This window comes from Thermostichus sp. MS-CIW-34 (assembly GCF_054060435.1).
Window position 1 is genome coordinate 1 of the sequence record NZ_JBSSDE010000021.1, and the last position, 25,718, is coordinate 25,718.

At 58.7% G+C, this 25,718-nt stretch carries 21 protein-coding genes; 14 read left to right on the plus strand and 7 right to left on the minus strand.

What is annotated here, in order from left to right:
- Nucleotides 1-137: 137 nt before the first annotated feature.
- Nucleotides 138-1,259 (minus strand): PP2C family protein-serine/threonine phosphatase, encoded by a 1,122-nt coding sequence (locus ACVWYY_RS08620; RefSeq protein ID WP_457403957.1) that lies wholly within the window; start codon nucleotides 1,257-1,259, stop codon nucleotides 138-140.
- Nucleotides 1,260-1,702: 443 nt separating this feature from the next.
- On the opposite strand from ACVWYY_RS08620, the gene ACVWYY_RS08625 reads away from it, so the two are divergent.
- The 12 genes from ACVWYY_RS08625 (at nucleotide 1,703) to rsgA (ending at nucleotide 16,347) form a co-directional block, all read left to right on the plus strand.
- A complete protein-coding gene (locus ACVWYY_RS08625; RefSeq protein WP_414522521.1) occupies nucleotides 1,703-3,457 on the plus strand; it encodes a hypothetical protein in 1,755 nt (584 codons plus the stop codon).
- A 93-nt stretch (nucleotides 3,458-3,550) separates the two neighbouring features.
- Nucleotides 3,551-4,591 (plus strand): NADP(H)-dependent aldo-keto reductase, encoded by a 1,041-nt coding sequence (locus ACVWYY_RS08630; protein ID WP_457440257.1) that lies wholly within the window; start codon nucleotides 3,551-3,553, stop codon nucleotides 4,589-4,591.
- 174 nt (nucleotides 4,592-4,765) lie between these two features.
- Nucleotides 4,766-6,340, plus strand: coding sequence for an S-layer homology domain-containing protein (locus tag ACVWYY_RS08635; RefSeq protein ID WP_457440260.1), 1,575 nt, complete (start codon nucleotides 4,766-4,768; stop codon nucleotides 6,338-6,340).
- Nucleotides 6,341-6,616: 276 nt separating this feature from the next.
- On the plus strand, nucleotides 6,617-6,793 hold the full coding sequence (locus ACVWYY_RS08640; protein ID WP_414424808.1) for a hypothetical protein: 177 nt from the start codon (nucleotides 6,617-6,619) through the stop codon (nucleotides 6,791-6,793).
- 134 nt (nucleotides 6,794-6,927) lie between these two features.
- Nucleotides 6,928-7,854 carry a hypothetical protein gene (locus ACVWYY_RS08645; protein WP_457440262.1) on the plus strand — a complete coding sequence of 309 codons (927 nt, stop codon included), beginning with the start codon at nucleotides 6,928-6,930 and terminating at the stop codon, nucleotides 7,852-7,854.
- Nucleotides 7,855-7,920: 66 nt separating this feature from the next.
- Nucleotides 7,921-9,141: a DUF445 domain-containing protein gene (locus tag ACVWYY_RS08650; protein WP_011434466.1), complete on the plus strand. Its 1,221-nt coding sequence runs from the start codon at nucleotides 7,921-7,923 to the stop codon at nucleotides 9,139-9,141.
- Between the two features lie 40 nt (nucleotides 9,142-9,181).
- Nucleotides 9,182-10,843, plus strand: a complete 1,662-nt coding sequence (locus ACVWYY_RS08655) for a bifunctional metallophosphatase/5'-nucleotidase (protein ID WP_457395721.1) — start codon at nucleotides 9,182-9,184, stop codon at nucleotides 10,841-10,843.
- Between the two features lie 156 nt (nucleotides 10,844-10,999).
- On the plus strand, nucleotides 11,000-11,737 hold the full coding sequence (grpE, locus tag ACVWYY_RS08660; RefSeq protein WP_457403966.1) for a nucleotide exchange factor GrpE: 738 nt from the start codon (nucleotides 11,000-11,002) through the stop codon (nucleotides 11,735-11,737).
- A 179-nt stretch (nucleotides 11,738-11,916) separates the two neighbouring features.
- On the plus strand, nucleotides 11,917-13,725 hold the full coding sequence (gene dnaK / locus ACVWYY_RS08665) for a molecular chaperone DnaK (protein ID WP_414329166.1): 1,809 nt from the start codon (nucleotides 11,917-11,919) through the stop codon (nucleotides 13,723-13,725).
- 131 nt (nucleotides 13,726-13,856) lie between these two features.
- Nucleotides 13,857-15,041: a molecular chaperone DnaJ gene (dnaJ, locus tag ACVWYY_RS08670; RefSeq protein WP_011434470.1), complete on the plus strand. Its 1,185-nt coding sequence runs from the start codon at nucleotides 13,857-13,859 to the stop codon at nucleotides 15,039-15,041.
- On the plus strand, nucleotides 15,038-15,307 hold the full coding sequence (locus ACVWYY_RS08675; protein WP_414329168.1) for a sulfurtransferase TusA family protein: 270 nt from the start codon (nucleotides 15,038-15,040) through the stop codon (nucleotides 15,305-15,307). The genes dnaJ and ACVWYY_RS08675 overlap by 4 nt, the downstream gene beginning before the upstream one ends.
- Nucleotides 15,304-16,347, plus strand: coding sequence for a ribosome small subunit-dependent GTPase A (rsgA, locus tag ACVWYY_RS08680; protein ID WP_457384982.1), 1,044 nt, complete (start codon nucleotides 15,304-15,306; stop codon nucleotides 16,345-16,347). The genes ACVWYY_RS08675 and rsgA overlap by 4 nt, the downstream gene beginning before the upstream one ends.
- A 170-nt stretch (nucleotides 16,348-16,517) precedes the next feature.
- Here the strand turns inward: rsgA and ACVWYY_RS08685 are convergent, their stop codons facing one another.
- The 5 genes from ACVWYY_RS08685 to rpmH all read right to left on the minus strand — a co-directional run bounded on the left by ACVWYY_RS08685 (nucleotide 16,518) and on the right by rpmH (nucleotide 22,234).
- Nucleotides 16,518-17,099, minus strand: a complete 582-nt coding sequence (locus ACVWYY_RS08685) for a Uma2 family endonuclease (protein ID WP_457440265.1) — start codon at nucleotides 17,097-17,099, stop codon at nucleotides 16,518-16,520.
- Nucleotides 17,100-17,284: 185 nt separating this feature from the next.
- The gene (locus ACVWYY_RS08690) at nucleotides 17,285-17,866 is read right to left on the minus strand and encodes a Uma2 family endonuclease (protein WP_011434474.1); all 582 of its coding nucleotides are present in this window, start codon (nucleotides 17,864-17,866) and stop codon (nucleotides 17,285-17,287) included.
- Between the two features lie 88 nt (nucleotides 17,867-17,954).
- The gene (smc, locus tag ACVWYY_RS08695) at nucleotides 17,955-21,515 is read right to left on the minus strand and encodes a chromosome segregation protein SMC (protein WP_457440267.1); all 3,561 of its coding nucleotides are present in this window, start codon (nucleotides 21,513-21,515) and stop codon (nucleotides 17,955-17,957) included.
- A gap of 83 nt (nucleotides 21,516-21,598) precedes the next feature.
- Entirely contained in the window at nucleotides 21,599-22,000 is a 402-nt protein-coding gene (rnpA, locus tag ACVWYY_RS08700) for a ribonuclease P protein component (protein WP_414355543.1), read from the minus strand.
- Between the two features lie 93 nt (nucleotides 22,001-22,093).
- The gene (gene rpmH, locus ACVWYY_RS08705) at nucleotides 22,094-22,234 is read right to left on the minus strand and encodes a 50S ribosomal protein L34 (RefSeq protein ID WP_011434477.1); all 141 of its coding nucleotides are present in this window, start codon (nucleotides 22,232-22,234) and stop codon (nucleotides 22,094-22,096) included.
- 226 nt (nucleotides 22,235-22,460) lie between these two features.
- Here rpmH and dnaA point away from each other — a divergent pair, with 226 nt between their 5' ends.
- Both dnaA and ACVWYY_RS08715 read left to right on the plus strand, forming a co-directional pair.
- Nucleotides 22,461-23,864 carry a chromosomal replication initiator protein DnaA gene (gene dnaA, locus ACVWYY_RS08710; RefSeq protein ID WP_457440269.1) on the plus strand — a complete coding sequence of 468 codons (1,404 nt, stop codon included), beginning with the start codon at nucleotides 22,461-22,463 and terminating at the stop codon, nucleotides 23,862-23,864.
- A 107-nt stretch (nucleotides 23,865-23,971) separates the two neighbouring features.
- Nucleotides 23,972-24,703, plus strand: a complete 732-nt coding sequence (locus ACVWYY_RS08715) for a hypothetical protein (RefSeq protein ID WP_457440271.1) — start codon at nucleotides 23,972-23,974, stop codon at nucleotides 24,701-24,703.
- A 122-nt stretch (nucleotides 24,704-24,825) separates the two neighbouring features.
- On the opposite strand, the gene ACVWYY_RS08720 is transcribed toward ACVWYY_RS08715, so the two are convergent.
- Nucleotides 24,826-25,647 (minus strand): class I SAM-dependent methyltransferase, encoded by an 822-nt coding sequence (locus tag ACVWYY_RS08720; protein WP_457440273.1) that lies wholly within the window; start codon nucleotides 25,645-25,647, stop codon nucleotides 24,826-24,828.
- Nucleotides 25,648-25,718 lie beyond the last annotated feature (71 nt).

Consider the following 25,718-nt stretch of genomic DNA (forward strand, 5'->3'; position numbering starts at 1 on the left):
CACATGGCCGACACTGCGTTTTTAAAGGGCGTCGGCTACGGTCGGCGCTATCCTTCCCCGCCCTGAAGGACGGGGCTTGCCGCGCCTTTTGGTCAGGGGATCGCCTCAAAGCAGCTTGAAACAGCCACAACCCACCTCTAACCAAAGCTGATCCGGAGCAGGGAGAAATCATCCTCAAAGTCCGTCCGCCCCTGAAAGGATTGGGCCTCATGGATCACCTGATCCAGGCCACCGTCAGCGCTCTTGCTCAGCAGGGCTATCAAATTGTCCAGCCCCCAGAGTTCTCTCTGCGGGTTTATGACTTCGTAAACTCCATCGCTGAACAGGTAGAGATGGCTGTTCTCCGGGATCCGCACCTGATCCCTTTGAAAAGTGAGGTCGGGCAAAATGCCAATGGGCAAGTTGGCAGTCTTCAGCAGGAGCGAATCCTGACCCTGGATGAGCAGGGCAGGTGGGTGGCCGGCACTGGCAAAAGAGAGCAGACGGGATCCCGGCTGATAAACCCCATACCAAAGGGTGAAGTACATCTCATGGTGGGATCCCATTTGAAAAGAGTGGTTGAGGGCGCGCAAGACCGCGTCCGGCTGGCGGGGATCGGCATCGGCCAAGCCTTGAGTGCGCAACTGGTTCATCACCGACACCGACAACAGAGCGGATCCCACCCCATGCCCCGACACATCCAGCAGATAGATGGCCAGGTGCTCCTCATCCAGCCAATGATAGTTAAACGAATCTCCCCCCAATTCCTGGGAGGGCAAAAAGCGCCACTCGAGAGCCACTTTGCAGTCGGGGAAATAGGCTGGCTCCGGCAGGAGGGAACGCACATAGCTGGCCGCCTCGGCCAATTCTGCCCGTAACCTGGCCGTTTGCTGCTGCAGGTCATAGCTGAGCTGGTGTAAGCGTAATCCGGCTCGCACACGTGCCCGCAACTCATTGGGGTCGATGGGCTTGCTTAGAAACTCATCTGCTCCGGCATCCAGGCCCTGGATGCGGTCTTCCACCTCAGTGCGGGCGGTGAGCAAAATAAAAAACGTCGTGGAAAACTTGGGATCGGCTTTGATGCGTCGGCAAACCTCCAGCCCATCCATGTCCGGCATCATCCAGTCACAGATGATCAGCCCCGGCACCAGCAGGTGGGCTTGCTCCAGCCCCTCGGAACCGTTGCTGGCCATCTCCACGGTGTAGCCCTGTCGTTCCAGGGATCGCTTCAACACCAGCCGAATCGTCGGATCGTCGTCGACAATCAAAATGGCCGCCATGACCGCTGCACCCCAATCCCAAAGTCAAAACGCATCCAAACCCAACTCCAGCCCAATACCCCATACTGGTAGGCAGACCTTTTATCGTAGCTTAGGCGTTGCGTCAGGAAAACCAGCTCGGCAAGCAGTCCACGACAAAGGGGTGAAGCCTCAGCAGCCTCATCCATCAGAGCTGAAGGTACGTATCGATTTGTGGATCCTCAAAACCGTGGTTGCACGCTACCCAAAAGCTAACCGTTTCCAGATACTGGTGGCGGGAGACAATTCGAGGCAGATTCTGGGCAGATTCTTCTTGAGAGACTTTCATTGGATACAGAGATACAGATCACACTCATCCATCCTTCGCCGACTTAGAGTGAACGTTAAGATTCAATAGCCTTTACCGCATGAGCACATCTCCCCCATCCTTATCTCCTTCCGCCGTTCAGGATTCGCGGGCGAGCTTGCCTCCGGGACCTAGCGAAGCTCACAGGGGAGAAATTCGGCTGGAGGACTTGGACGAGAAGCAATTGTTGGCCTCCCTATCGTCGGTGGTGTTAAACCCGGCAGCTTGGAGTTGCTTCAGCGTCAGTGAAACCAGCCGCCTGCTACGCCCCCTGCAAATCTGCCCTGACTTGACGGGAACTCTTGTTCTCTCCCCAGGGGCCACTGCCGAAGTGGTCTATAAGTTCCTGCTGAGCGATGGTCGGATCGGAACCATGAAGGGGCTGATCTCCATCGAAGACTTCCGCAGCGAGCGGCTGCGCTCCGTTTACGATCAGCTTCACATCGAAAAGATTATACCGGTCTTCACCGAGTCGGTTGTGGTGCAAATCATCGACCATTTGAAACCGATTTTTGCCCGTGACTTGGATGAGCTGCTTTGGCAAGAAAGTTTTTACTTTACCCCTCAAGATCTGCGCCAGCAGGAGTTCTTGTTGCGCGGCCTACGGCCCGAGGCGATCCCACGCAGCTTTCGGCCTCACCTGCAAAGGGTCTACACCCAGATTATGAAGGTGTGTCGCAGCTTGCCCAACATCGCCTTCCAACTGTGTCTGCGAGCCTACCTGGAGTACAACGAGGTCAAGAACAGGCATCTGCTGGCGCTTCTGCTCAGCAAGTATTTTTACACGCTCTACCGCATCGGCGGGCTGGACGGTTGGGAAAGTGGGGATCCGGTGGAGCTGGGATCCCTGCGCTCCTCCAATCGGCAGGCTCGACTCCAGGCTCTTGCTCGCCTTCTAACCCTGGACAACGACAGCGACGCTCCCCTGGTGGGCATTGGGGGCAGCGGGCTGGGGGGCAGCTATTTCAGCGGGGAACGGGAGCCTACTGGTGTTGAGATGGTGAGCTCGGAGGAGATTGAAAAGCTGCGGCAAGATGTGGAGGTGGCCCGCGGCCAGATCGCCGAGGCCCAGCAATTGGTGGCCCAATATCAGGAGGAGAAAAAACAGGAACTGCTCAACCGCCTTCAGGATCCGGGAAAGTTTCTTCTCTTCAGCATTCATCAGTTTTTTGACACCCTCTTCGGAACCCTGCCCGGAGAGGTGAAAAGCGAGTACGGGGCAGTTTGGGTGCCGCGCACCTCCTACTTGGATGAGAAGGAGCGAGACAAGCTGACAGAGCATTTGCGCCACATCACCAGCGAAGCTTATTTGGTCAGCGTTCCCTTTGCCGAGGCCACCCTCATTAGCTATTGGCGAGTTTTGGCCGATTCCTTCTACAACCAATGGGTTTTGAATCAGTATAAGCAATTGCAGAGCTATGGGGTGGATTTGGAGCAACAGGGCATCCAGATTCTGGAACGAGAACGATTTCTGGATGAGGTTCAGTTGCGCTTTGCCGCCCGCCACCGAGAAATCGTCACCCAAAATGTGGAGAAGATCACCCAAATTGTGGTGGATAGCCTGGCCAAGCGGGTGGCCCTCAACACCGGCCAGCAAAGTTTTCAGGCTATGCGGGCCAAGTTGACCACCGTTTTGGATATGGACATTTCCCGCAAAGACGTGGGGGAAGTCAAGCGGCTGATCGACTACTTTACGGATGTGTTTTTGGGCAAGCGGGAGGAGCTGCGCTCCCCCTATCCGGTGGGCACGATTTTGCAAGTCAAGGCGGCCATTGAGGCTCGCCCCCCCGATAACCGCACCCGCATCGGTCTGGAAATTTTGGGTCAGCTCTACCGCGAGTACGTTCCCCTGCTGGGATCCGCACCGAAATAGGAACGGGGGCATAGCGGGGGATCCCGTAGGCCGACAGGTTTTGGGCACAATAGGGACTGGCGCGCTGTCTAGGGTTGGAGACGGAGATTCCCCATGCGCTACCGCCAGCTTGGCCACAGCCCTTTGCAAGTTTCGGAGATCTGCCTGGGCACCATGACCTTTGGGCAGCAGAATACTTTGTCTGAGGCTTTCGAACAGCTCGACTACGCGGTGGAGCACGGGATCAACTTCATCGATACCGCCGAGATGTACCCGGTGCCGGCGCGGGCGGAAACCCAGGGATCCACCGAGCGCTACATCGGCGAGTGGCTGCAACACCAACCGCGGCATCGCCTGATCCTGGCCACCAAGATCACCGGCCCTGGTCGGCCCTGGCATTGGATTCGCAACGGATCCCTGTCCATTACCCGCGACAACCTCAAGCAGGCGGTGGCCGGTAGCCTCAAACGCCTGAAGACCGACTACATCGACCTCTACCAGATCCACTGGCCGGATCGCTATGTGCCTCTGTTTGGGGGCGCTGCCTACGATCCCAGCCAGGAGCGGCCCACCGTTCCCATTGCCGAGCAGTTGCAGGCTCTGGCGGAATTGGTGCAAGAGGGTCTCATTCGCTACATCGGCCTGAGCAACGAAACCCCTTGGGGGGTGAGCAAGTTCTGCCAGGTGGCCGAGCAACTGGGGTTGCCCAAGGTGGTCTCGATTCAGAATGCCTACAGCCTCATCAACCGCACGTTTGAAATGGGCCTGGCGGAAGTCTGCCGCCACGAGCAGGTGGGCTTGCTGGCCTACAGCCCGCTCGGATTTGGGCTGCTGACGGGCAAATATCTGGGGGGGGTGAAGCCGCCGGGATCCCGTTTGGCCTTGTTTGAAGGCTTTGGCCAGCGGTACCGCAAGCCCAATGTGGAAGAAGCGGTGGCCGCCTATGTGCAAATTGCCCGCCGGCACGGTCTGACACCGGCCCAGTTGGCTTTGGCCTTTGTGCGCAGCCGCTGGTTTGTCACCAGCACCATCATTGGGGCCACCAGCCTGACCCAACTCAAAGAGAACCTCAGTTGCCTGGATGTGGAGCTGTCCCCGCAGCTCCTGGCGGAGATCGAAGCGGTTCACCAGCGCTACCCCAATCCTGCCCCTTAAGAGGTTGGCGAAACCGACGGCCAAATAGAACTTTTCGGAAGGTTTCCTCGTCTGGGTGTGCGGTTTGGATCATCCTCTCCTACACTTCTGTCCGGCCAACTTCCAGGGCCCCTCCCAACCGAGAGTGGGGATCCAAGACTGTAAATCCCGTACCCAGAACCTGAGGTGTGAACGATGCGTGAGCTTTCCCTTTGGCAGGGCTGGAAAACCGCCGCTCTGGTGATCAGTTGCAGCAGCTTGGCCTGGCTTGGGGATCCCGCTTGGGCCCAACTTTCTGATATCAGCACCTATTGGGGTGCCCAGTACATTGCTGGGTTGAATGAACGGCAGATCATCGGCGGCTTCCCGGATGGCACCTTTCGTCCCAATGAATCCATCACCCGTGCCCAATTTGCCGTCATTGTCACCAAAGCTTTTGGCCTAGATACCAACGTTCCTGTGCGCTCCTTTGCCGATCCGATTCCCAGTTGGGCGGCTCCCTCCATCGGCGCGGCGGCAGCGGCAGGGTTTGTTTCCGGCTTTCCGGACGGCACCTTTCGCCCCAACGATGTGCTCACCCGTGCGCAGGCCATCACTGTCCTGACCCGTGCAGCCACCAACGGCAGGCTCATCGAAGATGCCGGCCAAATTGACGCGATCCTATCCGCGTTCGGCGATGCCAATTTGGTTCCCAACTTTGCCCGCGCCCCCATCGCGACAGCAGTTCAGGAAGGGCTGTTGGTGCTCTACCCCAACCCCACCCAATTGAATGCCCAGGCGGTGGCCACGCGGGGGGAAGTGGCTGCTCTTACCTACCAAGCGCTGGCCAAGGTGGGCCGGGTGCCCAATTTGGATCCGCCGGTGGGGGCTGCCATTCCCGGCCCTGGGATCCGTACCGAGCTCCTTGCCCAGGTCACCCCTACGCCCGAACCCCTGGCCACGCCGGACATTCCCATTGAGCCTCTGGTGGAAACGCTGCCCGCCGCTCCAGAGGTGAGAACCTTCTTTGCCCGCGAAGAGCTGGGATCCGTAAACCCAGGGGATACCGTTACCGTGTTTTTGCTGGGATCCCCAGGGGCGCAGGGATCGTTTTCCATCCCCGGCATTGCCTACAACCTGCCACTGCAGGAAACCCGCCCAGGGCAATACGAGGGCAGCTACACCTTCCGCAGCCAAGACCGGGCCTCAGAAGCGCCTGTTTTTGCCCGCTTGGAGCGGGATGGACTGGTAACCCTGGTGCAGCTGCCGGATAAGACCATCACCATCGGGCGGGTGACCGACACCACCTTCCCCACCATCAGCGAACTGGTCCCTCCCAACGGATCCCTAACAGACAACCCTCGCCCCTCCATCTCAGCCCGTTTCCAAGATGACCAAGGAATTGACCTGAATAGCTTTACCTTGCTGGTGAACAATGTGGATGTCACCGCCCAAGCCCAGCTCACCCGCACCGGCTTCGCCTACACCCCAGCCGAGCCGCTGCCCACCGATCGACCGACCTTGATCGCCGTCCAAATTGCCGATACCAGCGGCAACACCACCATCCAGCAGTGGTCTTTCCAGGTGCAGGCCGCCCAGCCCACTGCCACACCGACCCCAACACCAACCCCAACACCGACAGCCACGCCCACACCGACCCCAACGCCGACTCCAGCTCTGACCCCAACGCCAACCCCAACACCGGTAGCTACGCCTACTCCCACACCCACGCCGGAAGCTACACCCACTCCCACTCCACAGCCTGGCGGGGAGCATGACTCTAGTCAATAATAAGCTCAACTATACTGAAAATAATGTATAATATGTTCAGTACGGATTACTACCAGTTGATCTTTCTGTTTACTTTCGAGTCTGCCAACATGGTAGCCAAAGCAAAGCAGAAAATTGGTAGTAAGACGACACGGAAACTGCGCTTTGGGTATTCTACTCAAAGCTTTGCGGGATACCGCCATTCTGTTTGGACTCCGTCCCGCTAACGCGAATGGAAACAAACAGAATGCTATCGCTGCATAGTTGAACAGTGATGTTCAGCAGTGTTCAGCGTAAATGTATCAGCCTTCACCTTCTCCTTCTCCAGAAGGACGGTCTCCTGCAGAACCCAAGCCGGAGTCCAGCCCCGAGGCTCAGGAGAGTGAGGCTACAGAGTCTCCTAAGCCAGAATCCCCAGCCCCCCAGCCAGGGGATCCCGGCGGACCGACTCCTTCTCCTTCCCCCAGCCCCTAGGGAAAACTCGATCCAGACCCCGAACAGGCTCAATAGTGTTTTAAGAGCTTCCGATCCCTTAATACCTACTAAATCTAGTGGGCACAAGCGGGGCAGGATGTTAAGCTACTGCCAGTTGTGACCGGATGGGATCCATGAGCTCAACCTTGCAGCCGTTCCTGCATTTGTTGCAGAGGAGTTCCTTTTGGGGGGTGTTGATAGCCGGTGCCGTTACCCCGGTTGCTGCTCAGCAGTTCGAGTTCACCCCTCAGCCGGTGCCCCCCAGGGGGGATCCCGTCCCTACCTTGCCCTTGCTGAGTGCTCCGCCCTCCCCCAGCTCTGCCGCCCCACCGGCCCTACCGCCTGTACCTCAGGTGCCGCAAATGCCGCTGGATCCCACGGCTCCGGTTTTGGATCCGATCCCGGTGGTGCCCGTTCCAGTGGCCCCAGGTGGACAACTCCCCCAAGGCGAGGCCTATTCCTATCAACGTCGGCCCGACCTCAGCCCAGGTGGGGATCTCCCTGGAGCCACGCGGGGCGAGCTGCCTGCCGGCACCCGTATTCTCCTCACGGTCTACCGCCCCATCACTTTCCAGCCCTACCAGGCCATTAACGGCCACCTGGAAGTCTCCGAGCCGGTGGTGGATCGCTTTGGCCAGGTGGTGATCCCGGCAGGGAGTGTAGTGTGGGGCACTTTTGAGCCGGTTTACCGAGAACTGAAGTTGTCTGGCCGGGAGGCGGAGAGCGCCGATCCCCAAGAGCGGGTCGTCGGCAGCCGCTTTGTGGCCAACCGCCTCACCATCGGCTCTTCCACCTACTTGGTGAGAGGCCAATCTGCGCCGCTACCAGTCGGGTTGGATCGCAACGCCGACGTCGGCACAACTGTAGCCCGCGGGGCAGGCTATGGGGCAGCAGGTGGGTTGGCCTTGGGGATCCTCACGGGGGGATGGGGCTTTTTGCCGATCTTGGCCGGCAGCTTGGCCGGCGCTGCGGCAGGCAGTACCAATATTGACCGGGTGGTGACGCTGCAGCCCAATACGTTGGTGGAGCTGGAACTGACCGATAGCCTGATCATCCAATAACTGGTCAACGCTCTCTTGCGCTGGGGCAGGTCAGTAGAGTAGAAGAGAGCACCCTCAATTGCTTCCATGGCCTTCTGGATCTACGTTGTGCCCCCGCTGGCCGGGCTGGTGATCGGCTATTTCACCAACGACATTGCCATCAAAATGCTGTTCCGGCCCTACCGCCCCTATCGGGTTTTCGGCTGGCGCATCCCCTTTACCCCCGGCCTGATCCCGCAGAACCAGCCTCGTCTGGCCAAGCAGATCGCCAAGACCATCATGGGATCCCTGCTCACGCCGGAGGAACTGCACAATCTGGCCCGTAAGCTGCTGCAAACCGAGCGCATGCAAGCAGGGATCCGCTGGCTGCTGGGGGTAGCCCTGGATCGGCTGCAAAACCCTGAGCAACAGCAGCAAACTGCTCAGGTGTTGGCGCGCATTTTAGCCGACCTGTTTAACGAGTCGTTGCCCCGCCTGGTGAAGGTGCTGGCCCGCCAAGAAACCTTTTTGGAAGGGCCCATTAACCAACTGTTCGACCAAGTGTTGCTGGAGCTGCGCCTCAGCAGCGAGCAGGCTAAGCAGCTCTCGGAGTGGATCTTGAAGCAGGCGCTGCCCCCAAAGGTGTTGCGGCAGAACTTGGTGGACTTTCTCACCGATCGCAACATCGAATCCCTTGACGAGGAGTTTCGTGAACGAGCGACCGGCTCCTACTGGGTGGTGGCCAACTTGTTCGGCCTGAAAAATGCCCTGTTGCGCCTGCGCACCTATTGTCTAGAAGAGCCGGAAGGGGCAGAAGCCATCTTGGAAGATCTGCTCAAAGACATCAACGCCTCCCGCCGCCTGACCGAGATCCTGCAGAACCTCTCGCTGCAAAACCTGCCGGTTTCCGCCGTGCGTCAGTTGCGCCGTGCCCTCCGCGACGGGATCCAAGATTACCTGCGCAGCCAAGGGCCAGAGGTTATCAAAGGGCTGGGGGAGACCATCGATTGGGAAAAAGTGGCCAGCCTGGTGTTGGGACGCCTGCGCAACTCCAAGGCGTTGATCACCTCCATCGATCAGATCAGCGCCGACCTGGCTTTGGTCTTGGAGCGCTACCTAGAACGGGATCTCGAATCCCTGATGATGCAGGTGATCCCGGTGTTGAACCTGGATCAGGTCATTGCCGATAAAGTCAACGCCACCTCCCCTGCCGACCTGGAGCAGGCCATCCAGCAGATCGTGCGCCAAGAACTCCAGGCCATCGTCAACTTAGGCGGCCTCCTCGGCTTTTTGGTGGGCTGTGTGCAGGTGCTGTTCTTGCTGGGCTGACGAGTTTGGGTTGGGCTTTGACTTTGGCTATGATATGAGAATGCGATTAACAATTCTCCACACTTCGGATCTCCATGCCAATCTACATCCCTGGAACTACTTCACCGGGATCCCTGCGGAGCACGGTTTAGCCAAGCTGGCCACCCTCATCAAGCGCGTGCGAGCAGCCAGTGAGGATCCCGTCCTGCTCATCGACAGCGGCGACACCATTCAGGGATCCCCCTTGGGCACCTACTATGCGCAAGTGGAGCGCGTCTCTCCTCACCCCTTGGCCCATGCTCTCAACGCCTTGGGCTACGACGCCTTTACCCCCGGCAACCACGACTTTAACTTTGGGCTGCAAGTTCTCCGGGATTTTGTCGGCGATCTCCGCTGTCCGGTGCTCTGCGCCAACATCCTCCGCCAGAATGGGGATCCCCTCTTCCAGCCCTACCTGATCCGGGAATTGGCCGGGGTTCGCGTTGGCTTGCTAGGGCTGACCACCCCCCGCATCGACACCTGGGAGCGCCCGGACTACATCTTGGGCCTACGCTTTGCCCCCTTGCTGGAGACCGCCCGCCACTACCTGTCGCTGCTGCGACCTCAGGTGGATGTCTTGATCTTGATCCTGCACAGCGGCCCCAACCAATTGCCCCCCCTGCGCACCCCTGAGCATTGGCACAACCCGGATCGCTCCGGCTGGTGCAGCAACAAAAGCCTGGCAGGGGAAAACGAACTGTTGGCCCTGGCCGAACTGGACGGCATTGACGTCATCCTCTCCGGCCATACCCACCAGACCATCGCCGGTCTGGGGGGATCCCAAGCTCTGGTAGTTCAGCCCGGCTATTGGGGCAGCCACCTCTCCCAGGTATCCCTGGAGCTGGAGCGCCAGGGCAGCCGCTGGCAAATCATCAGCAAAAGCGCACAGCTCCTCTCCGCCGAAGGGATCCCTCCCGATCCCGAACTCTTGGCCTTGACAGAGCCCTACCATCAAGCCACCTTGCGCTACATCCGTCAGCCCATTGGCCAAGCCCGTTCTGCCTATAGCGGCGGTCTGGCAGCCCGTCTGGGGGCCAACCCTCTGGCAGAGCTGCTCCATCAGGCCCAATTGCAAGCAGTGCGGGAGGCAGGATTCCCCGCAGAGCTCTCCCTGGTCAACATCTGCAGTAGCGCCGGCCTGTCAGCAGGCCCCATCTCCCTGCAAGATGCCTACAGCCTCACCGTCTACGACAACACCCTCTGCGTTTTGGAGATCACCGGAGATATTCTGCGGCGCGCCCTGGAACAGACTGCCGGCTATTTTCGCCAGTTGGATCCCAATCACCTTCCCGCCGATCCTGCTGCCGTCGTGGCCCCCGAAGCCCGCGGCTACACCTTCGACCTCTACCACGGCATCGACTACTGCTTCGATCTCACCCGCCCCGTAGGAAAGCGCCTGGTGACCTTACAATTCCGCGGACAGCCGGTGGAACCAGCACAGACCTTTCGCCTGGCCATTAACCACTACCGAGCCGGCGGCGGCGGCGGTTACAGCATGTTCCAAGAAGCCCAAACCCTGTGGATCTCAGCCGATAGCATCCGCGACTTTCTGGTCTACTATATTCACACCCACTCCCCCATTCAACCCATCTACAGCCCCAACTGGCGCCTAATCCCCGACTTGGCCAAGATCTACTTCCCCGATTGCCTGGGCCGGCCACGGGAACATCTGCTGGTCGGCTAGGAAAGAAAAGATATTGACTTCAACTGGCTGAAAGAGAACCCGGTAGAATACGATCAACACAGAGCCTGGTTTGGCTGAGTGCAGCGGCGGTTTTGAAACTGCCAAACTGGGGATATCCGAGTCACTGCTCATTGCTCACACTTGCCGACATCGCCCATGACTGCCGAAGAGAAGCAACCGATGGCCCCAGAAGATACCTATCCTGAACTACAGGAAGAAGAGATCGACGTAGAGGCAGAGCTGGAGAAGCTGATTTTGGAAGATAGCGAAGCAGAAGCCGGTACCTCTTCCGGAGAAACCGCAGCTGAGCCTTCTCCAGATCCCGGTGAAGCTCTCAAGCAGCTCCAGCACGAGTTGGAAGTTGTCCGCCAGCAACTCAAAGAGAAAGAAGACGCCTACCTGCGCCTCTACGCCGATTTTGAAAACTACCGGCGGCGTACCCAGCGGGAAAAAGAAGAGTTCAGCCAAAAAGAACGGCAGAAATTTGTGCTGGAGATCTTGCCTGTTGTGGACAGCTTTGAGCGGGCTCAGCAGCAGCTGAAGCTGGAAACCGACCGCGAGCGGGAGTTGCACAACAGCTACCAGAGCGTCTACCGCCTGCTGGTGGAATGCCTGAAGAAGATGGGCGTCTCCCGCATGAAATCGGTGGGCCAGCCCTTCGACCCCAACCTGCACGAAGCCATAGCCCGTCAGCCCAGCCCAGACTATCCCGAGGATGTGGTAGCCATCGAATATCAGCCAGGTTACAAGCTGGGGGACTTGGTGATCCGTCATGCCATGGTGGCCGTCTCGGCGGGCAGCCCCAGCTCTGAACCATCCCCGCCAGCCCAGGCCACCAGCGAACCCGGCCCGGAGAGCACTCCTGCCTCTCCCCAAAACCCCCAACCTTCCTAGCCGAACTTGCTCACTTGAACCTTGACAAACAGAGCCAGAGCAGTCTCAGAAACGCTACAGTAAAGCTACGGAGACGAAAGCACCGTCTGAAGGTTTCTGCGGGATTCTGGGCAGAATGCTTTTAAGATCCGTGGAATCGCGTTCTTGGGTTGAGACTTGGCACACGGGGAGAGGGGGCTATGGGTAAAGTCATCGGGATTGACCTGGGAACCACCAACAGTTGCGTGGCGGTTTTGGAAGGTGGTCAGCCCGTTGTGATCACCAACGCCGAGGGAGGGCGCACCACCCCCAGCATTGTCGGCTTCGCCAAGAACAACACCCGCTTGGTGGGCCAACTGGCCAAGCGCCAGGCGGTTACCAATGCCGAAAACACCATCTTCAGCATCAAACGCTTCATTGGCCGCACCTTTGCCGAGACCGAAGATGAGCGGAGGCGGGTTCCCTACAAAGTCATCCCCGGTCGAGACAACATGGTGGAAGTGGCGGTGCAAGATCGCGCCTACACTCCGCAGGAGATCTCCGCCATGATCCTGCAAAAGCTGAAGGCCGATGCGGAGGCCTATCTGGGGGAGCCGGTGACCCAAGCCGTGATCACCGTTCCCGCCTATTTTACCGATGCCCAGCGGCAGGCCACCAAAGATGCGGGCACCATTGCCGGCCTGGAGGTGCTGCGCATCATCAACGAGCCGACAGCAGCCGCCCTGGCCTATGGCCTAGACAAACAAGATCAAGACCTGCGCATTCTGGTTTTCGATTTGGGTGGCGGCACCTTCGATGTCTCGGTGCTGCAACTGGGCAGCGGCGTGTTTGAGGTGCAGGCGACTGCCGGCAACAACCACCTGGGGGGGGATGATTTCGACCAAAGAATTGTCGATTGGCTCATCCGTCAGTTTTTGGAGACGGAAGGGATCGACCTCTCGCGGGATCGCATGGCCCTGCAGCGGATGCGGGAGGCTGCTGAGAAGGCCAAAATTGAGCTGTCCAGCACCCAGGTTACACTCATTAACCTGCCTTTTATCACCGCCGACGATTCGGGGCCCAAGCACCTGGAAGTGGAGCTGACCCGCGGCAAGTTTGAGGAGTTGGTGCGGGATCTGGTGGAGGCCACCGTGGAGCCTACAGAACAGGCGCTGCGGGATGCTGGCCTCTCCCCTGCAGACATCGACCGCGTGCTGCTGGTGGGCGGCTCTACTCGTATTCCCGCTGTCCAGGAGAAAATTCGGCAAATCTTCAAAAAAAACCCAGATCGCTCCGTCAACCCGGACGAGGCGGTGGCCCTTGGCGCTGCCATCCAGGCAGGCGTGGTGGGTGGAGAAGTGAAAGATCTACTGCTGCTGGACGTGATCCCTCTCTCGATTGGGGTGGAAACGCTGGGGGGAGTCTTCACCCGCATTATCGAGCGCAACACCACCATTCCCACCAGTAAAACCCAGATTTTCTCCACTGCCACCGATGGCCAGAGTGTGGTGGAGATTCACGTCCTGCAGGGAGAGCGGGCCATGGCCAAAGACAACAAAACCTTGGGCCGCTTTCAGCTGACCGGGATCCCGCCGGCTCCCCGTGGGGTGCCCCAGATCGAAGTCTCTTTTGACATCGATGCCAACGGGATCTTGAAAGTCTCGGCTCGGGAAAAGGGGACAGGAATCGAGCAGAGCGTCAAGATCACCAACAACGGTGGCTTGAGCAGCAGCGAGATCGAGCGAATGCGTCGGGAAGCGGAGGCCTATGCCGAAGAAGATCAGCGCCGGCGGCAGTTGGTGGAAGCCCGCAACCAGTCAGATAGCCTGCTCTACAACTACGACAAAACCCTGCAGGAGCATGGCAATCGCCTCAGCGAAGCTCGAATCCAGCGGGGGGCTCAAGTGGCGGGCACATTGAGGGCATTGCTGGCAAATGATAACGTAGACTTAGCAACTTTACGGAACGCAATGGAAGAACTGCGGGCTGTCCTGCTGGAGATGGGTAGCGAGATCTATGGAGCTCGCTGAGGATTCTAGGCAACTGCTTGCTCTCCCCCAGCTCCGGTGCCTTGTAGGTCTGCTTCGGTTGTGCTGCCTGACAAGTTGCATCTCAAGTGTGTCTGAGTGTTTTGATCTTTAACCTCTTCTGAAGCGCTTCTATGGCTCGCGACTACTATGAAATCTTGGGGGTTAGCCGCGATAGCTCCAAAGAGGAGATCAAGCGCGCCTATCGACGGTTGGCTCGTAAGTACCACCCGGATGTCAACAAGGAGCCAGGCGCCGAGGAGCGCTTCAAGGAGATCAACCGTGCCTATGAGGTGCTCTCTGATAATGAGCTGAAAGCCCGCTACGATCGCTTTGGAGAGGCGGGTTTGAGTGGAGCTGCCGCGGCAGCAAGTGGATTCCAGGATTTTGCGGGGATGGGTGGCTTTGCCGACATTTTCGAGAGCTTTTTCACCAACTTTGCAGGGGCAGGAGCCAGCTATGCCCGCAGTCGCCAGGGGCCGGTACGGGGCGATGATCTGCGCTTTGACCTCAAACTGGAGTTTCTGGAAGCCATCTTCGGCGGCGAAAAGCAGATTCGCATCAGCCACTTGGAAGTCTGCAACGTCTGTGGAGGCAGCGGGGCTAAGCCCGGTACGGAGGTGAAAACTTGCCCCACCTGCGGGGGCAGTGGTCAGGTGCGGCGGGCAACCCGCACGCCGTTCGGCAACTTTACCCAGGTCTCGGTTTGTCCCACCTGTGGTGGCAGCGGTCAGGTGTTGGAGGAGCCCTGCTACAACTGCAATGGCGAGGGCTTGGCCCAAACCACGAAGAAACTGCGCATTAACATTCCAGCCGGCGTGGATAGTGGCACCCGTTTGCGGGTTTCTGGGGAAGGCGATGCCGGTCGACGCGGTGGCCCGCCCGGGGATCTCTACGTCTACCTATTCGTGGAGCCGGATCCCGACTTCCAGCGAGATGGCCTGACCATTCTCTCGGAGGTGCGGGTGAGCTATTTGCAGGCCATCTTGGGGGCCAAGGTCTCTGTGCCCACCGTGGACTCGAAAGCCGGCCTGGAGGAGGAGGTGGAGCTGACCATCCCAGCCGGATCCCAGCCGGGTACAGTGCTGACTCTGGAGGGCAAGGGGGTACCTCGCATTGGCAACCCGATGTCTCGGGGCGACCACCAAATCACGCTGGTGGTGGAGATCCCCACCCGCATCAGCTCAGAAGAGCGGGAATTGCTCATGCGCCTGGCTGAGCTGCACGGAGAACGCATCAACAAGCGGGATGGTTTCTTGGGCGGGTTGTTGCGGGGGCTGGCCCAGATGCCTGGCAACCGGGAGCGTGAGGAAGAATGACTGCAGAGGCTGTTTCGTCGGAAGAGGTCAAGTTTATCCTTGACCAGCGCGGGATCCCTTGCCCACTTAACTACGTGCGGGCGAAGCTGCGCCTGGAGCGCATGGCTCCTGGAGAATTGCTGGAGCTATGGCTGGATGCGGGAGAACCCCTGGAGCAGGTGCCCAACAGTCTAGCCATGGCCGGGCATCGGATTGAGGGACAGGCAGCTTCCCCCGAAGGCCATTACATTCTCTGGGTGCGTCGCGGCACGCCTGCGTCGCCATGAGCCCGGTGAAACCAGAAGGAAAGGGGGATCCGGGATCCAGTTGTACCGGCTGGGTGCGAGCAGCGCAGGCCAACTTTTATCGCGTGCGGATCGATCCAAGTTTGGCTGCCCTTTTTCCCGAGATCCCGGCTCGGTTTCCGGTTGAAAAGCCCACGCCGGCAGAGATTCTCTGTACCAGTCGGGCCAAGCTGAAAAAAATGGGTCAGCAGGTGATGGTGGGGGACTGGGTGGAGGTGCGCTTGCCGCCTGCTGCCGCCGACCTCTGGCCGGAGCGGGGGGTGATCGAGGCGATCCTGCCGCGGCGCACTCAGCTGCCTCGACCCGCTATTGCCAACGCGACCCAAGTTCTGGTGGTGGTGGCCCTGGCCGAGCCCGACCCTGAGCCCAACGCCCTCAGTCGTCTGCTGGTGCAAGCCGAGGCCAGCCAACTGCGGGTTCAGGTGGTGTTGAACAAATGCGACTGCGTGGATCCAGAAGTGGCGACAACTTGGGTGGAGCGTCTGCAGAGGTGGGGATATGAGCCTCTGTTGGTCAGTGCCCACACCCAAGCTGGGATCCCCCAGTTGCAACAGTGCTGTCGAGATCAGATCTCGGTGGTGACAGGCCCTTCCGGGGTGGGCAAATCCAGCTTGCTCAATCGGCTGCTGCCGGACGTTCGGCTGGCCACTCAGGCCGTCTCCAGACGTTTGGGCCATGGTCGGCACACCACCCGCCATGTGGAGCTGTTTCCTTTGCCGGAAGGCGGTTGGATCGCCGATTCGCCGGGATTCAATGCTGGCGAAGGGATCCCGCCGGTGCATCCTTTGCAGTTGATACGGTGCTTCCCCGAAGTAAGGGATCGCTTGGGCGCCTGTCAGTTTCGCGATTGCCTGCACCATCGAGAGCCGGGCTGTGGGCTCCGAGATCTGGATTGGGAACGACGGACTTTTTACTTGCAGCTTTTGCAAGAAGTCCAGCAGGTGCAAAAGGCATCGGTGGGCCTTATCCAGCCTGGCCAAGATCCCAGTCTCGCCAGAATTGCGCGAAAGACCCCAATCTGAGGACTATAGTCATTCCAAACTAGATTGAGACACTCCTCAAGCATTCCGTGCAGCTTCTGCGACCACTCCCAGCCCCTCTTCCTTTGGGAGAGGGGAGTTAGGAACCAATACACAATACAACAGAAATGTTTCATTCCTGTCTAAAATGACTATAAAACGACCGTAGAATGTCAGGTGGACCAGATCTTGCGGATGGGCAAGGTGAAGCCCGGCAGCACGTCCTCTCCCGATAAGGTTTCCGGATCTTCGACCAATTCCGGCGCTTGCCCTTGTCGGTAGATCATCACCCGCTTGGCCTTGGGATCCAGCAGCCACCCCAGCCGGCAGCCGTTGTCCATGTATTCTTGCATCTTGGCCTGAGTTTGAATCCAAGAGTCGGTGGGCGAGAGGATCTCCACCACAAAATCGGGGCACAAGGGCAAAAATCCTTGACGGACTGAGGGATCCAAAGCTTCCCACTTTTCAATCGGGATCCAGGCCAAATCAGGGGAGCGGTCGCTGCCTGAAGGCAAGGAAAATCCGGTGGAAGAATCAAAGCTTTTCCCTCGGCCCGATTGCCGATTCCAAAGATAAACTTCCCCGGCAATTTCAAAGTTAAGATTGCCCGTTTCCCCACCGGTTGGAGACATGATGACCAATTCTCCTTGGGCAGTACGCTCCAGCTTCAGCTCAGGATTGGCGGCACAAAGCCGGATAAAATCTGCTCGGCTGAGGGTTATCAGGGGAGATAGATTCAGAGTCAGAGCAGCCATGGTAGTGTGACTCCGCCTGTTTTTGGCCTATCGCTCAACATTTTTACTGCAGCTGTTTCCAAGGTTGGGAGAGTTCTGCAATTGCGTGGGATCCCTGTCATGCAAGAGATCCATCAGAGTTGGCTGGGTTAAGGGTGTGGAAAAAAGCTGTATCAGGGATCGTAAATCCGTGAAAGCTACTCATATCAAGCCGACCAGATCTTGCGGATGGGCAAGGTGAAGCCCGGCAGCACGTCCTCTCCCGATAAGGTTTCCGGATCTTCGACCAATTCCGGCGCTTGCCCTTGTCGGTAGATCATCACCCGCTTGGCCTTGGGATCCAGCAGCCACCCCAGCCGGCAGCCGTTGTCCATGTATTCTTGCATCTTGGCCTGAGTTTGGATCCAAGAATCGGTGGGCGAGAGGATCTCCACCACAAAATCGGGGCACAAGGGCAAAAATCCTTGACGGACTGAGGGATCCAAAGCTTCCCACTTTTCAATCGGGATCCAGGCCAAATCAGGGGAGCGGTCGCTGCCTGAAGGCAAGGAAAATCCGGTGGAAGAATCAAAGCTTTTCCCTCGGCCCGATTGCCGATTCCAAAGGGTTAAGTCTGTGGTGATTTCGGCATTCCAGTGGCCGGTTTCCCCGCCGGTTGGAGACATGATAACCAATTCTCCTTGAGCGGTACGCTCCAGCTTCAGGTCAGGATTGGCGGCACAAAGCCGAATAAAATCTGCTCGGCTCAGGGTTGTCAGGGGGGATAGATTCAGAGTCAGAGCAACCATGGCAGGCGTTTGGACACTCCTAAACCATTCTTAGAATGAGTCTAATGGGACCTCAGGATTTGCCCTCTGCTCTTAACCAAGCCACATCTTAACTGGGGTGAGGGGCGGGTTTGGTCAGGCCGATCACCTGAGTGTATGCACCGCGGGCCTGGGTTACACCAATGGTGTGCTCAGCTTTTTCGATCATGGGGCGGCGTAAACTGACCACCAAAAACTGCGCCTGACGAGATTGCTGCCAGATCATATTGGCCAATTTTTCCACATTGGCCCCGTCCAAAAACATATCTACTTCATCAAAGGCGTAAAAGCTGGAAGGGCGGAATCGCTGCAGAGCAAAAATAAAGCTGAGGGCTGTCAAGGATTTTTCTCCTCCCGACATGGCGCTGAGACGGCGCACCGGCTTACCTTTGGGGTGGGCCACCAAGGTTAGACCGCCTGCGAAGGGATCCTCTGGGTTTTCCAATTCCAAATGACCATCCCCATCGGAAAGTTGGGCAAAGATGGTTTGAAAATGGCCGTTGACGGCATGAAAGGCATCCAAGAAGGCTTGCCGACGCAGGGTGGAAAAGTTCTCGATGCGCAGCAACAACTCGGTGCGCTCTTGGTGCAGGGTTTCCAGTTTGGCGCTGAGATCCCGCAGGCGAGCTTGGGTCTGTTCGTATTCGGCAATGGCCAGCATGTTTACCGGCTCCAGGGATCGCAATTGCTCTTCGGTTTTGCGTTTTTGCCGTTGCAGCTCGTCTAAGGTCAGGGTGGCGGGCAAGTCCGGCAGCGGATCCGGCAGCTCTTGAACCACCGCTTGCAGTTGGGTTTGCAGTTGGGCCAGCAGAGCCTCTTTTTCCTGTTGTTGGGTGAGGGCGTTGTAGCGTTCCCACTCCAGGCGTTGGATTTGCTGTTGTTGGGCCCGCAATTGGAATTCTTGCCGATCCCGCTCTTGGCGCAGGTGGGAAAGTCGGGCCTCGATCTGGCTTATCTGTTGCCGTTGCTCGGCAAGGTGCTGCTGGATGTGACCAAGGGTGGCTTGGGCTTGGACGATTTGCTCCTGCAGATAGGCTTGGCGCTGTTTGCTCTCCTGCAGGCGCTCCTGGTGGTGCTGGATTTGGGCCTGTTTCAGGTGTTGTTGGCCGGAGTTCTCCTGCTGTTGCCGCTCCAGTTGGGCCAGTTGCTGCTGCAGCTCTGCCAAGCGACTTTCTTGCTGCTGCACCGCCTGCTGCAGTTGCTGCCAATGCTGGTTCACCGGGGATCCCTCCAGTTGGCTGAGCTTGAGGGCGAGATCGGCTAGGCGCTGTTGCAAGGGATCCCAGCGCAGTTGAATCTGCTGGAGCCGCTGCTGGATCTGGTGGCTTTCGCTTTGCCTTTGCGCCAGGGATCCCTGCAGGTGTTGCAGGCGGGCCTGTTGCTTTTGGCAGTCGGCTTGGTGCCGCTCCAGATATTGCTGGGCTTGCAGGGCGTCTTGGCGAGCCAGGAGCAGGGCTTGGGCCAGTTGTTTTTCGCGGGCTTGGGCTGCTTGTAGGCGCAGGGTGAGGGCGGCCAGCAGTTCCTCCAGCTCGGCCAAGCGGGAGCGCAAGGCGGCCTCCTCGGAAGGTTCGCCGGCAGAAAAGTGGATCCCAGCTCGCTGTGGGCCGCTGCCGCCGGTGATGGCTCCTGAGGTTTCCAACAGCTCCCCTTCCAGAGTAACCATGCGGTGCTTGCCGATGTGGGGCTGGGCCAGCTCTAGGCTTTGGAAAACCAGGGTGGAGCCGAACACAAAGCCGAAAACATCCCGGTAGCGCTCTTCAAAACGCACCAAACGAATGGCGTAGTCGATCAGGCCGTCCAATTTCAGGGGGCTGGGGGGGCGGGTGGGCTGGAGCTTGTTCAAGGGCAAAAAGGTGGCGCGTCCGGCTTTTTCCCGCTTCAAAAAGTTGACGGCGCTCACGGCCACGGTGTCATCCTCCACCACCACAAAGTGCAGCCGGTTGCCTGCCGCGATCTCCAGCGCCAGTTGATACTGGGGATCCACCTGCCCCAACTGGGCCACCAACCCCAAAACCCCCGGCAGACGGGCACTCAGGATGGCTTGGGTCGCTCGGGATCCCTGGGACTCTTGCAACACTTGGCGGCGGGTTTCCCATTTGTCCAGTTGCCGCTGCTTGGCGTGCAGCTCGGCGGCCAGGCGCTCGTGGGTGGCGCGATCCAACTCCAGGCTGGCCTGCAGTTGGGCCAGCTCTTGGGCCAAAGTTTGAACCTGAGCTTCCGACTGTCGGCAAGTGTGTTCCAGCTCGGCGGTGAGGGCCAGGTGGGATCCCAGCCACGCCTCGATCTGGGCAATCTCCGCCTGGATCTCTTGGCTTTGCCGTTCCAGTTGCCGTTGTCGCTCTTGCAGGCGAATTTGCTCCTGTTGGAGAGGCTCCTGTTCGGCGCGAAGTTCCTCAATGTGGCGGGTGAGGTAGCGCTGCTGTTTCACCCAGGCATCAGCGGATTGGGCTAGGGCGCGCAGTTGTTCGCGGCTCTGTTCCAGGCTGGTTTGGGCTTTCTGAACCTGGGCCTGCAGGGATCCCTGGGCTTGGGCCAGTTGCTCCTGTTGGCTGTGCAGGTGTTCCAGCTCCGCCTGCAGATGCTGCTGTTGGGTTTGCCGCTCCTGATGTAGGCGCTGCGCTTGCTCGATCTCCTGCTGCCAGGCTGCGATCTGTTGGCTGACCTGTTGCCGTTGTGTTTCGGCGGCAGCAATCTGGGCTTGCAGGTGCAGGTATTCCTCCTCTCCAAGAGCATGGATGCGGCTTTGCAACTCGGTCAGGGCGGCTTCGGCTTGCTGCAAATGCTCGCTCAAGGTCTGCACCTGAGCGGTGGCCTGCTCCTGAGCCTCCAGAAGCTGCTGAATGGCCGCCTGGGTTTCTTCCACTTGGGCCTGCAAATGCCGCCAAAGCAACACCTGTTGCTGCTGCTCCAGCGTTTGCAACTGCAGCCGCAGTTGCTGATAGTGTTGGGCCTTTTCGCTCTCTCTGAGCAGCCGCTCTCCTTGAGCTTGCCATTCCTGTTCGATGAGCCGAAAGCGCTCAATTTGTTCCCGTACCGCCTCCAGCTTGCTGTTGGCCTGGGCGATCTTGCGGTCGAAGGTGGCCACCCCCGCCAATTCGTCGATGATCTGCCGCCGTTCCTTGGGGTGCATGGAAATGATGCTGGTGACATCCCCCTGTAAAACAACGTTGTAGCCGTTGGGGTAGATGTGCATCGCCTCCAGTTGTTCGTGCAGCTCGCTCAGGGTACAGGGCACATCGTTGATGTAGAAAGTGCTGGTGTAGGGGAGAGAATCCGTCCCGCTATCGCGAGTGGGATCCTCAGCCTTTCCGGGCTTGACCCGCAGCCGGCGACTGACTTTCCATTCCCTGGGCTGACCATCTTCTCCCGGCCCCAGCTCAAAGGTGACAGAAACATGGGTTTCCACCTGCCGATTGCCGTTGAGGCTGCCGGAATGCACCAGATCCAACAGCCTTTCTGCCCGCATCCCTCGCGAGGACGATAACCCCAGCGCAAACAGGATCCCATCCAGGATGTTAGACTTACCGGAGCCATTGGGGCCGGAAATGACCGTAAAGCCCGGCAGCAGGGGCAACGAGGTGGTGCTGCCAAACGACTTAAATCGGGTCAGCTCAATCCGCTTGACGTACATGACACCCCATATCTAGCGTGACCACCGGCAGATGATGGCAACAGGCTAGCATGGGTAGCAAAAACCTGTGCAGCTCAAGTTTCTTAGGACGGCTTGGCATCTGAGTCTGCACCTGTTGAGTCTACATCTGTGCCGACGAGCAGGTCGGCCTTTTGGAGAAGACGATGCACCTCCGCCCTCAGCTCCGGCCAGCGGTAGGTCAGCAGGTTTGCCTTGGAGATAAACAGCAGCCGGTAGCCGGGTTTCAGGTTTGGGCACAGGGGGCGCAAGATTTCTCGCAACTGGCGTCGCAGCCGATTCCGTTTTACGGCAGATTTGCTCACCTTTCTGCCGATCACCAGCCCCACTTGGCTAGGGATCCCTTCGCACCCTGCGGGCATCGGCTGAAACAGCAGGGTCAAGCCTGCACCGGAACGACGTTGGCCCCCCTGGTAGAGCGCCTGAAAAGCTCGTCGATCCCGCAATCGATGAGGAGCCGGCAACATTGGGCACCGAGGAGAGTCTGCCCCAGAAGTCAGCGAGTTTTGGGCTGCAACGCTCCAAAAAACCAAGACAAATCAAATCTCTGACCAAAGGGCTTAGGAAACCGCCAGGCGATAACGCCCCTTGGCCCGCCGTCGCCGCAAGACCTGCCGCCCGGTTGCCGTTCGCATTCTGGCCCGAAACCCAGAGACGCGAATGCGTCTGCGATTGGTGCCACGAAGGGTACGCTGAGTCATGGTGAGAAGCCAACTTATGAAGCCAAGATCATCTGCCAGAGCTGACCAGACTGCCATTCAGCCTGCTGGCAACTGATCACAGGTGGTTAATCTTAGCAGACTCAATGGAAAATTGCTAGATTGGCCACCCCGCGCCGAGCAGTTAAATTGGGAATCCCGAAGCTCCTGTCGAGGAAGCCGCCGCTGTTTCCTCTGGGCTTCTGCTGTGTCGCTCTGAGTGTGTGGTGTGGATATTTCCCTGGATCAGCTCTGGGATGAAGCCCTGTGTCATCTGCAGGTGCAGCTCAGCCGCCCAACCTTTGAGGCTTGGATCAAAACGGCGCGGGCTGAATCGTTGGTGGACAACCGCCTCACCATCTGTACCCCCAGCGAATGGGCACGGGGCTGGCTGCAAAAGCACTACGCTTCCACCATCACCGAGGTGGTGCAGCGGGTAGCCGGGATCCCTTTGCAGGTGGAGTTTTCCGTTTCCCCCCACGCTTCTGTCGAGGCAGAACCCCCTTCAAGGGCGATTTCCCCAACATCGGGCAGAGCCGGCAGCTTACCTGCCTCCACCACCCTAGGACTGGAAGTCGGCGGCAGCCTGCCCATGCGGGCGCCGGATCTCAACCCCAAGTATTCCTTCTCGCGGTTTGTGGTTGGCCCCAACAACCGCATGGCTCACGCTGCAGCTCTGGCTGTGGCCGACAAGCCTGGGCGCGCCTACAACCCCCTGTTTCTCTGCGGTGGGGTGGGTCTGGGCAAAACCCACCTGATGCAGGCCATTGGCCACTACCAGCTAGAGGCAAATCCACAGGCCAAAGTCTTTTACGTGTCCACCGAACGGTTTACCAACGATTTAATCGATGCCATCCGGCGAGACAGCATGCAGTCTTTCCGGGAGCACTATCGGGATGTGGATATTTTATTGGTGGATGACGTTCAATTTATCGAAGGCAAAGAGTACACCCAAGAGGAGTTTTTTCACACCTTTAACACCCTGCACGAGTCCGGCAAACAGATCGTACTGGCCGCCGACCGCTCTCCTCATCTGATCCCGCGTCTGCAGGAGCGGCTTTGTTCTCGTTTCTCCATGGGTTTGATTGCGGAAATTCAATCGCCCGATATCGAAACCCGCATGGCCATTCTCAAGAAGAAAGCCGAGTACGAGGGAATGAACTTGCCCGCAGAGGTGATCGAGTACATTGCCACCACCTACACCAGCAACATCCGCGAACTGGAAGGCGCCCTGATCCGCGCCGTCGCCTATGTTTCCATTTCCGGCTTGCCGATGAGTGTAGAGACGATTCAGCCCATCCTCAATCCCCCCAGCGAGCCGAAAGAGATCACCGCCGACATGATTACCGATGTGGTCTGTGAAGAATTCGGCATCGACCGAGACAGTTTACTGGGATCCTCCCGCAAGCGCGACATCAGCCAAGCACGGCAAATTGCCATGTTTTTGATGCGCCACTACACCAACCTCAGCTTGCCCAAAATTGGCGACTACTTTGGGGGAAAAGATCACACCACCGTCCTCTATAGCTGTGAGAAAGTCAGTCAGCTACAGCGGCAAAGTCTGCAATTTGAACGGCAACTGCAAAAATTGGTCGAGCGCTTGCGGGTGGTTGCCAACAGCCGGAACAGCTAGGCTTTCTGTTGTCGTTGAGCCGTCTTTGAGGTGTTGTTGCCGCCCTTTGGCTCTGCCCGTCTGCGTGGAGAATCCCTCGGAAAGCAGCTACAGTAGGGACGCAATGAATGTGGTTGCAGGTGGTGAGACAGTCTGGCAAAGGGCTTCGCCTGGGTATGCTGCTCCTCTGGGCTGGACTGGTGCCTGAGCGGCCGGTTTGGGCCAATTCCCAGCAAGCCCCTATTCCAGATCCGGTGCCGGCCATCCTCTCAGCCGCTTTGGATTTGGGCTTGGATGACCGAATTTTAGAAGACAGCCCCGTGTTGCGCCGCTGGCTGCAAAACCCGCCCAATCTCCTGGAAGAAATCCGCAACACCCCTGTCTTGCCCACCCGCTTGCAGGCCGGCTTTGAGTCCTCTTCGCACTGGCGAATCAGCCTGCAGGATTTGCGCCTGGGAGATCGCCTCACCCTCAGCGGTGACTATCGCCAATCTTCCGAACATCCCGAAGTGCGCCAGTACGGGTCGGAGATGCGTTACTTTCTGGCCCCCATGGGATCCCGTTTTAATCTGGCGCCACAACTGGGGTATCGGGCTTTGGAACAAAAGAACCGCAGCCTCAGTGGAGTTAGCTATGGGGCTTTTGCTGTTTTGGCCTTGGCTCCCGGAGCTGCAGATTTGACCGGTAGCTACAGTTGGGTTGCCCCCCAGGAGCCGGAAGAAGGACAGGCCACCCTGGCGGAGATCACCGCTGCCTATGCCATTAGCCCTTCTTTTCGTCTTTCTGCTCGCTATAGCCTGCGCAACTCGACCTTGGATCGGGAGTTTAGCTTTGGCGTTGGGCTAGAGTGGATCCCATAGAGTGCGCCCTCACTCTTAGTCTCTCTCTTGGTGGAAGAGGAGGGCTGGGGATCGACGCGACTTGGATTTGGGTGATGGCTCCGCTCTGGACTCAATGAATGGCCACCTCAACCCAGCCCAGATCAGAGGCGCACTGCCCGCACAAAGGCCACCCAACCCAAGCTGAGATAACGCTCCAACTGCAGCCCCACCTGTTGAAGGTGCTCGCGCAACTGGGTTTCCGAGAAAAAATGAAGGCCGGTGGCTTCCAGCCATTGCTGCACCATCTGCCCCCATCCCTGTACCTGCTGGCTGTGCATCGAGACAAAGGCTCCTCCCGGTCTCAACACACGGGCAATTTCCCGCAAACAGGGATCCAAAGGCAATTCGTTCAAGGTGGCCCCGCTGATCACCGCCCCAAAAGTTCCAGAGGCGAGGGGAAGCTGTTCAGCCCGAGCCCGCATCAGGCTGTAGTGCTGCCAGTGGGGCTGCGCTTGTTGAGCGGCTTCCGCCAATACCCCTGCTGCATTGTCCAGGCCGATCACCGTCCGTTGTGGATCCTTGGCCAGGAGCAAGCGGCTCCAGTACCCCCCGGCAGTGCCCAAATCCAAGATGGGATCCCCCTCCCCCACCAACTCGGCCAGCAGTTGACTCTCCCGCTCGCTCCCAAAGCTCTCCCCCGTCAGCAGCGACAGAGCCCAGGGCCGCCAGAGGCGATCGTAGCCCCAGGCAAACCCAGGCAGATGGGCAATGGCTTGGGCCGGCGTGAGATGCAGGTCCGATGAGCTGCCGATAAAATCCACAGCCCCAGAAGCGGTGATGGGGTAAATTTGGCCGCAACTGGGACAATAAACCCGATCTGCCGCGGATCCCTGCTCCCGCCCTGGTGCTTGGGTCAGCCCTTCCCGACCGCAGCTCAGGCAGCGATAGAGGTGAACCGGCAAAGCAGAGAGCGAAGAGAGCATGCGACAGCCCAACGCAACCCAAAACTCGCGAGGAAAAGGGGGCAGCTGCCGGGATCCAGCCCCAACAACCC

Coding starts and splice junctions, on each gene's coding strand:
- ACVWYY_RS08620 (WP_457403957.1), bottom strand. CDS start 1,259: ATGGCGGCCATTTTGATTGTCGACGACGATCCGACGATTCGGCTGGTG.
- ACVWYY_RS08630 (WP_457440257.1), top strand. CDS start 3,551: ATGCGCTACCGCCAGCTTGGCCACAGCCCTTTGCAAGTTTCGGAGATC.
- ACVWYY_RS08635 (WP_457440260.1), top strand. CDS start 4,766: ATGCGTGAGCTTTCCCTTTGGCAGGGCTGGAAAACCGCCGCTCTGGTG.
- ACVWYY_RS08640 (WP_414424808.1), top strand. CDS start 6,617: ATGTATCAGCCTTCACCTTCTCCTTCTCCAGAAGGACGGTCTCCTGCA.
- ACVWYY_RS08645 (WP_457440262.1), top strand. CDS start 6,928: ATGAGCTCAACCTTGCAGCCGTTCCTGCATTTGTTGCAGAGGAGTTCC.
- ACVWYY_RS08650 (WP_011434466.1), top strand. CDS start 7,921: ATGGCCTTCTGGATCTACGTTGTGCCCCCGCTGGCCGGGCTGGTGATC.
- ACVWYY_RS08655 (WP_457395721.1), top strand. CDS start 9,182: ATGCGATTAACAATTCTCCACACTTCGGATCTCCATGCCAATCTACAT.
- grpE (WP_457403966.1), top strand. CDS start 11,000: ATGACTGCCGAAGAGAAGCAACCGATGGCCCCAGAAGATACCTATCCT.
- dnaK (WP_414329166.1), top strand. CDS start 11,917: ATGGGTAAAGTCATCGGGATTGACCTGGGAACCACCAACAGTTGCGTG.
- dnaJ (WP_011434470.1), top strand. CDS start 13,857: ATGGCTCGCGACTACTATGAAATCTTGGGGGTTAGCCGCGATAGCTCC.
- ACVWYY_RS08675 (WP_414329168.1), top strand. CDS start 15,038: ATGACTGCAGAGGCTGTTTCGTCGGAAGAGGTCAAGTTTATCCTTGAC.
- rsgA (WP_457384982.1), top strand. CDS start 15,304: ATGAGCCCGGTGAAACCAGAAGGAAAGGGGGATCCGGGATCCAGTTGT.
- ACVWYY_RS08685 (WP_457440265.1), bottom strand. CDS start 17,099: ATGGCTGCTCTGACTCTGAATCTATCTCCCCTGATAACCCTCAGCCGA.
- ACVWYY_RS08690 (WP_011434474.1), bottom strand. CDS start 17,866: ATGGTTGCTCTGACTCTGAATCTATCCCCCCTGACAACCCTGAGCCGA.
- smc (WP_457440267.1), bottom strand. CDS start 21,515: ATGTACGTCAAGCGGATTGAGCTGACCCGATTTAAGTCGTTTGGCAGC.
- rnpA (WP_414355543.1), bottom strand. CDS start 22,000: ATGTTGCCGGCTCCTCATCGATTGCGGGATCGACGAGCTTTTCAGGCG.
- rpmH (WP_011434477.1), bottom strand. CDS start 22,234: ATGACTCAGCGTACCCTTCGTGGCACCAATCGCAGACGCATTCGCGTC.
- ACVWYY_RS08715 (WP_457440271.1), top strand. CDS start 23,972: ATGTGGTTGCAGGTGGTGAGACAGTCTGGCAAAGGGCTTCGCCTGGGT.
- ACVWYY_RS08720 (WP_457440273.1), bottom strand. CDS start 25,647: ATGCTCTCTTCGCTCTCTGCTTTGCCGGTTCACCTCTATCGCTGCCTG.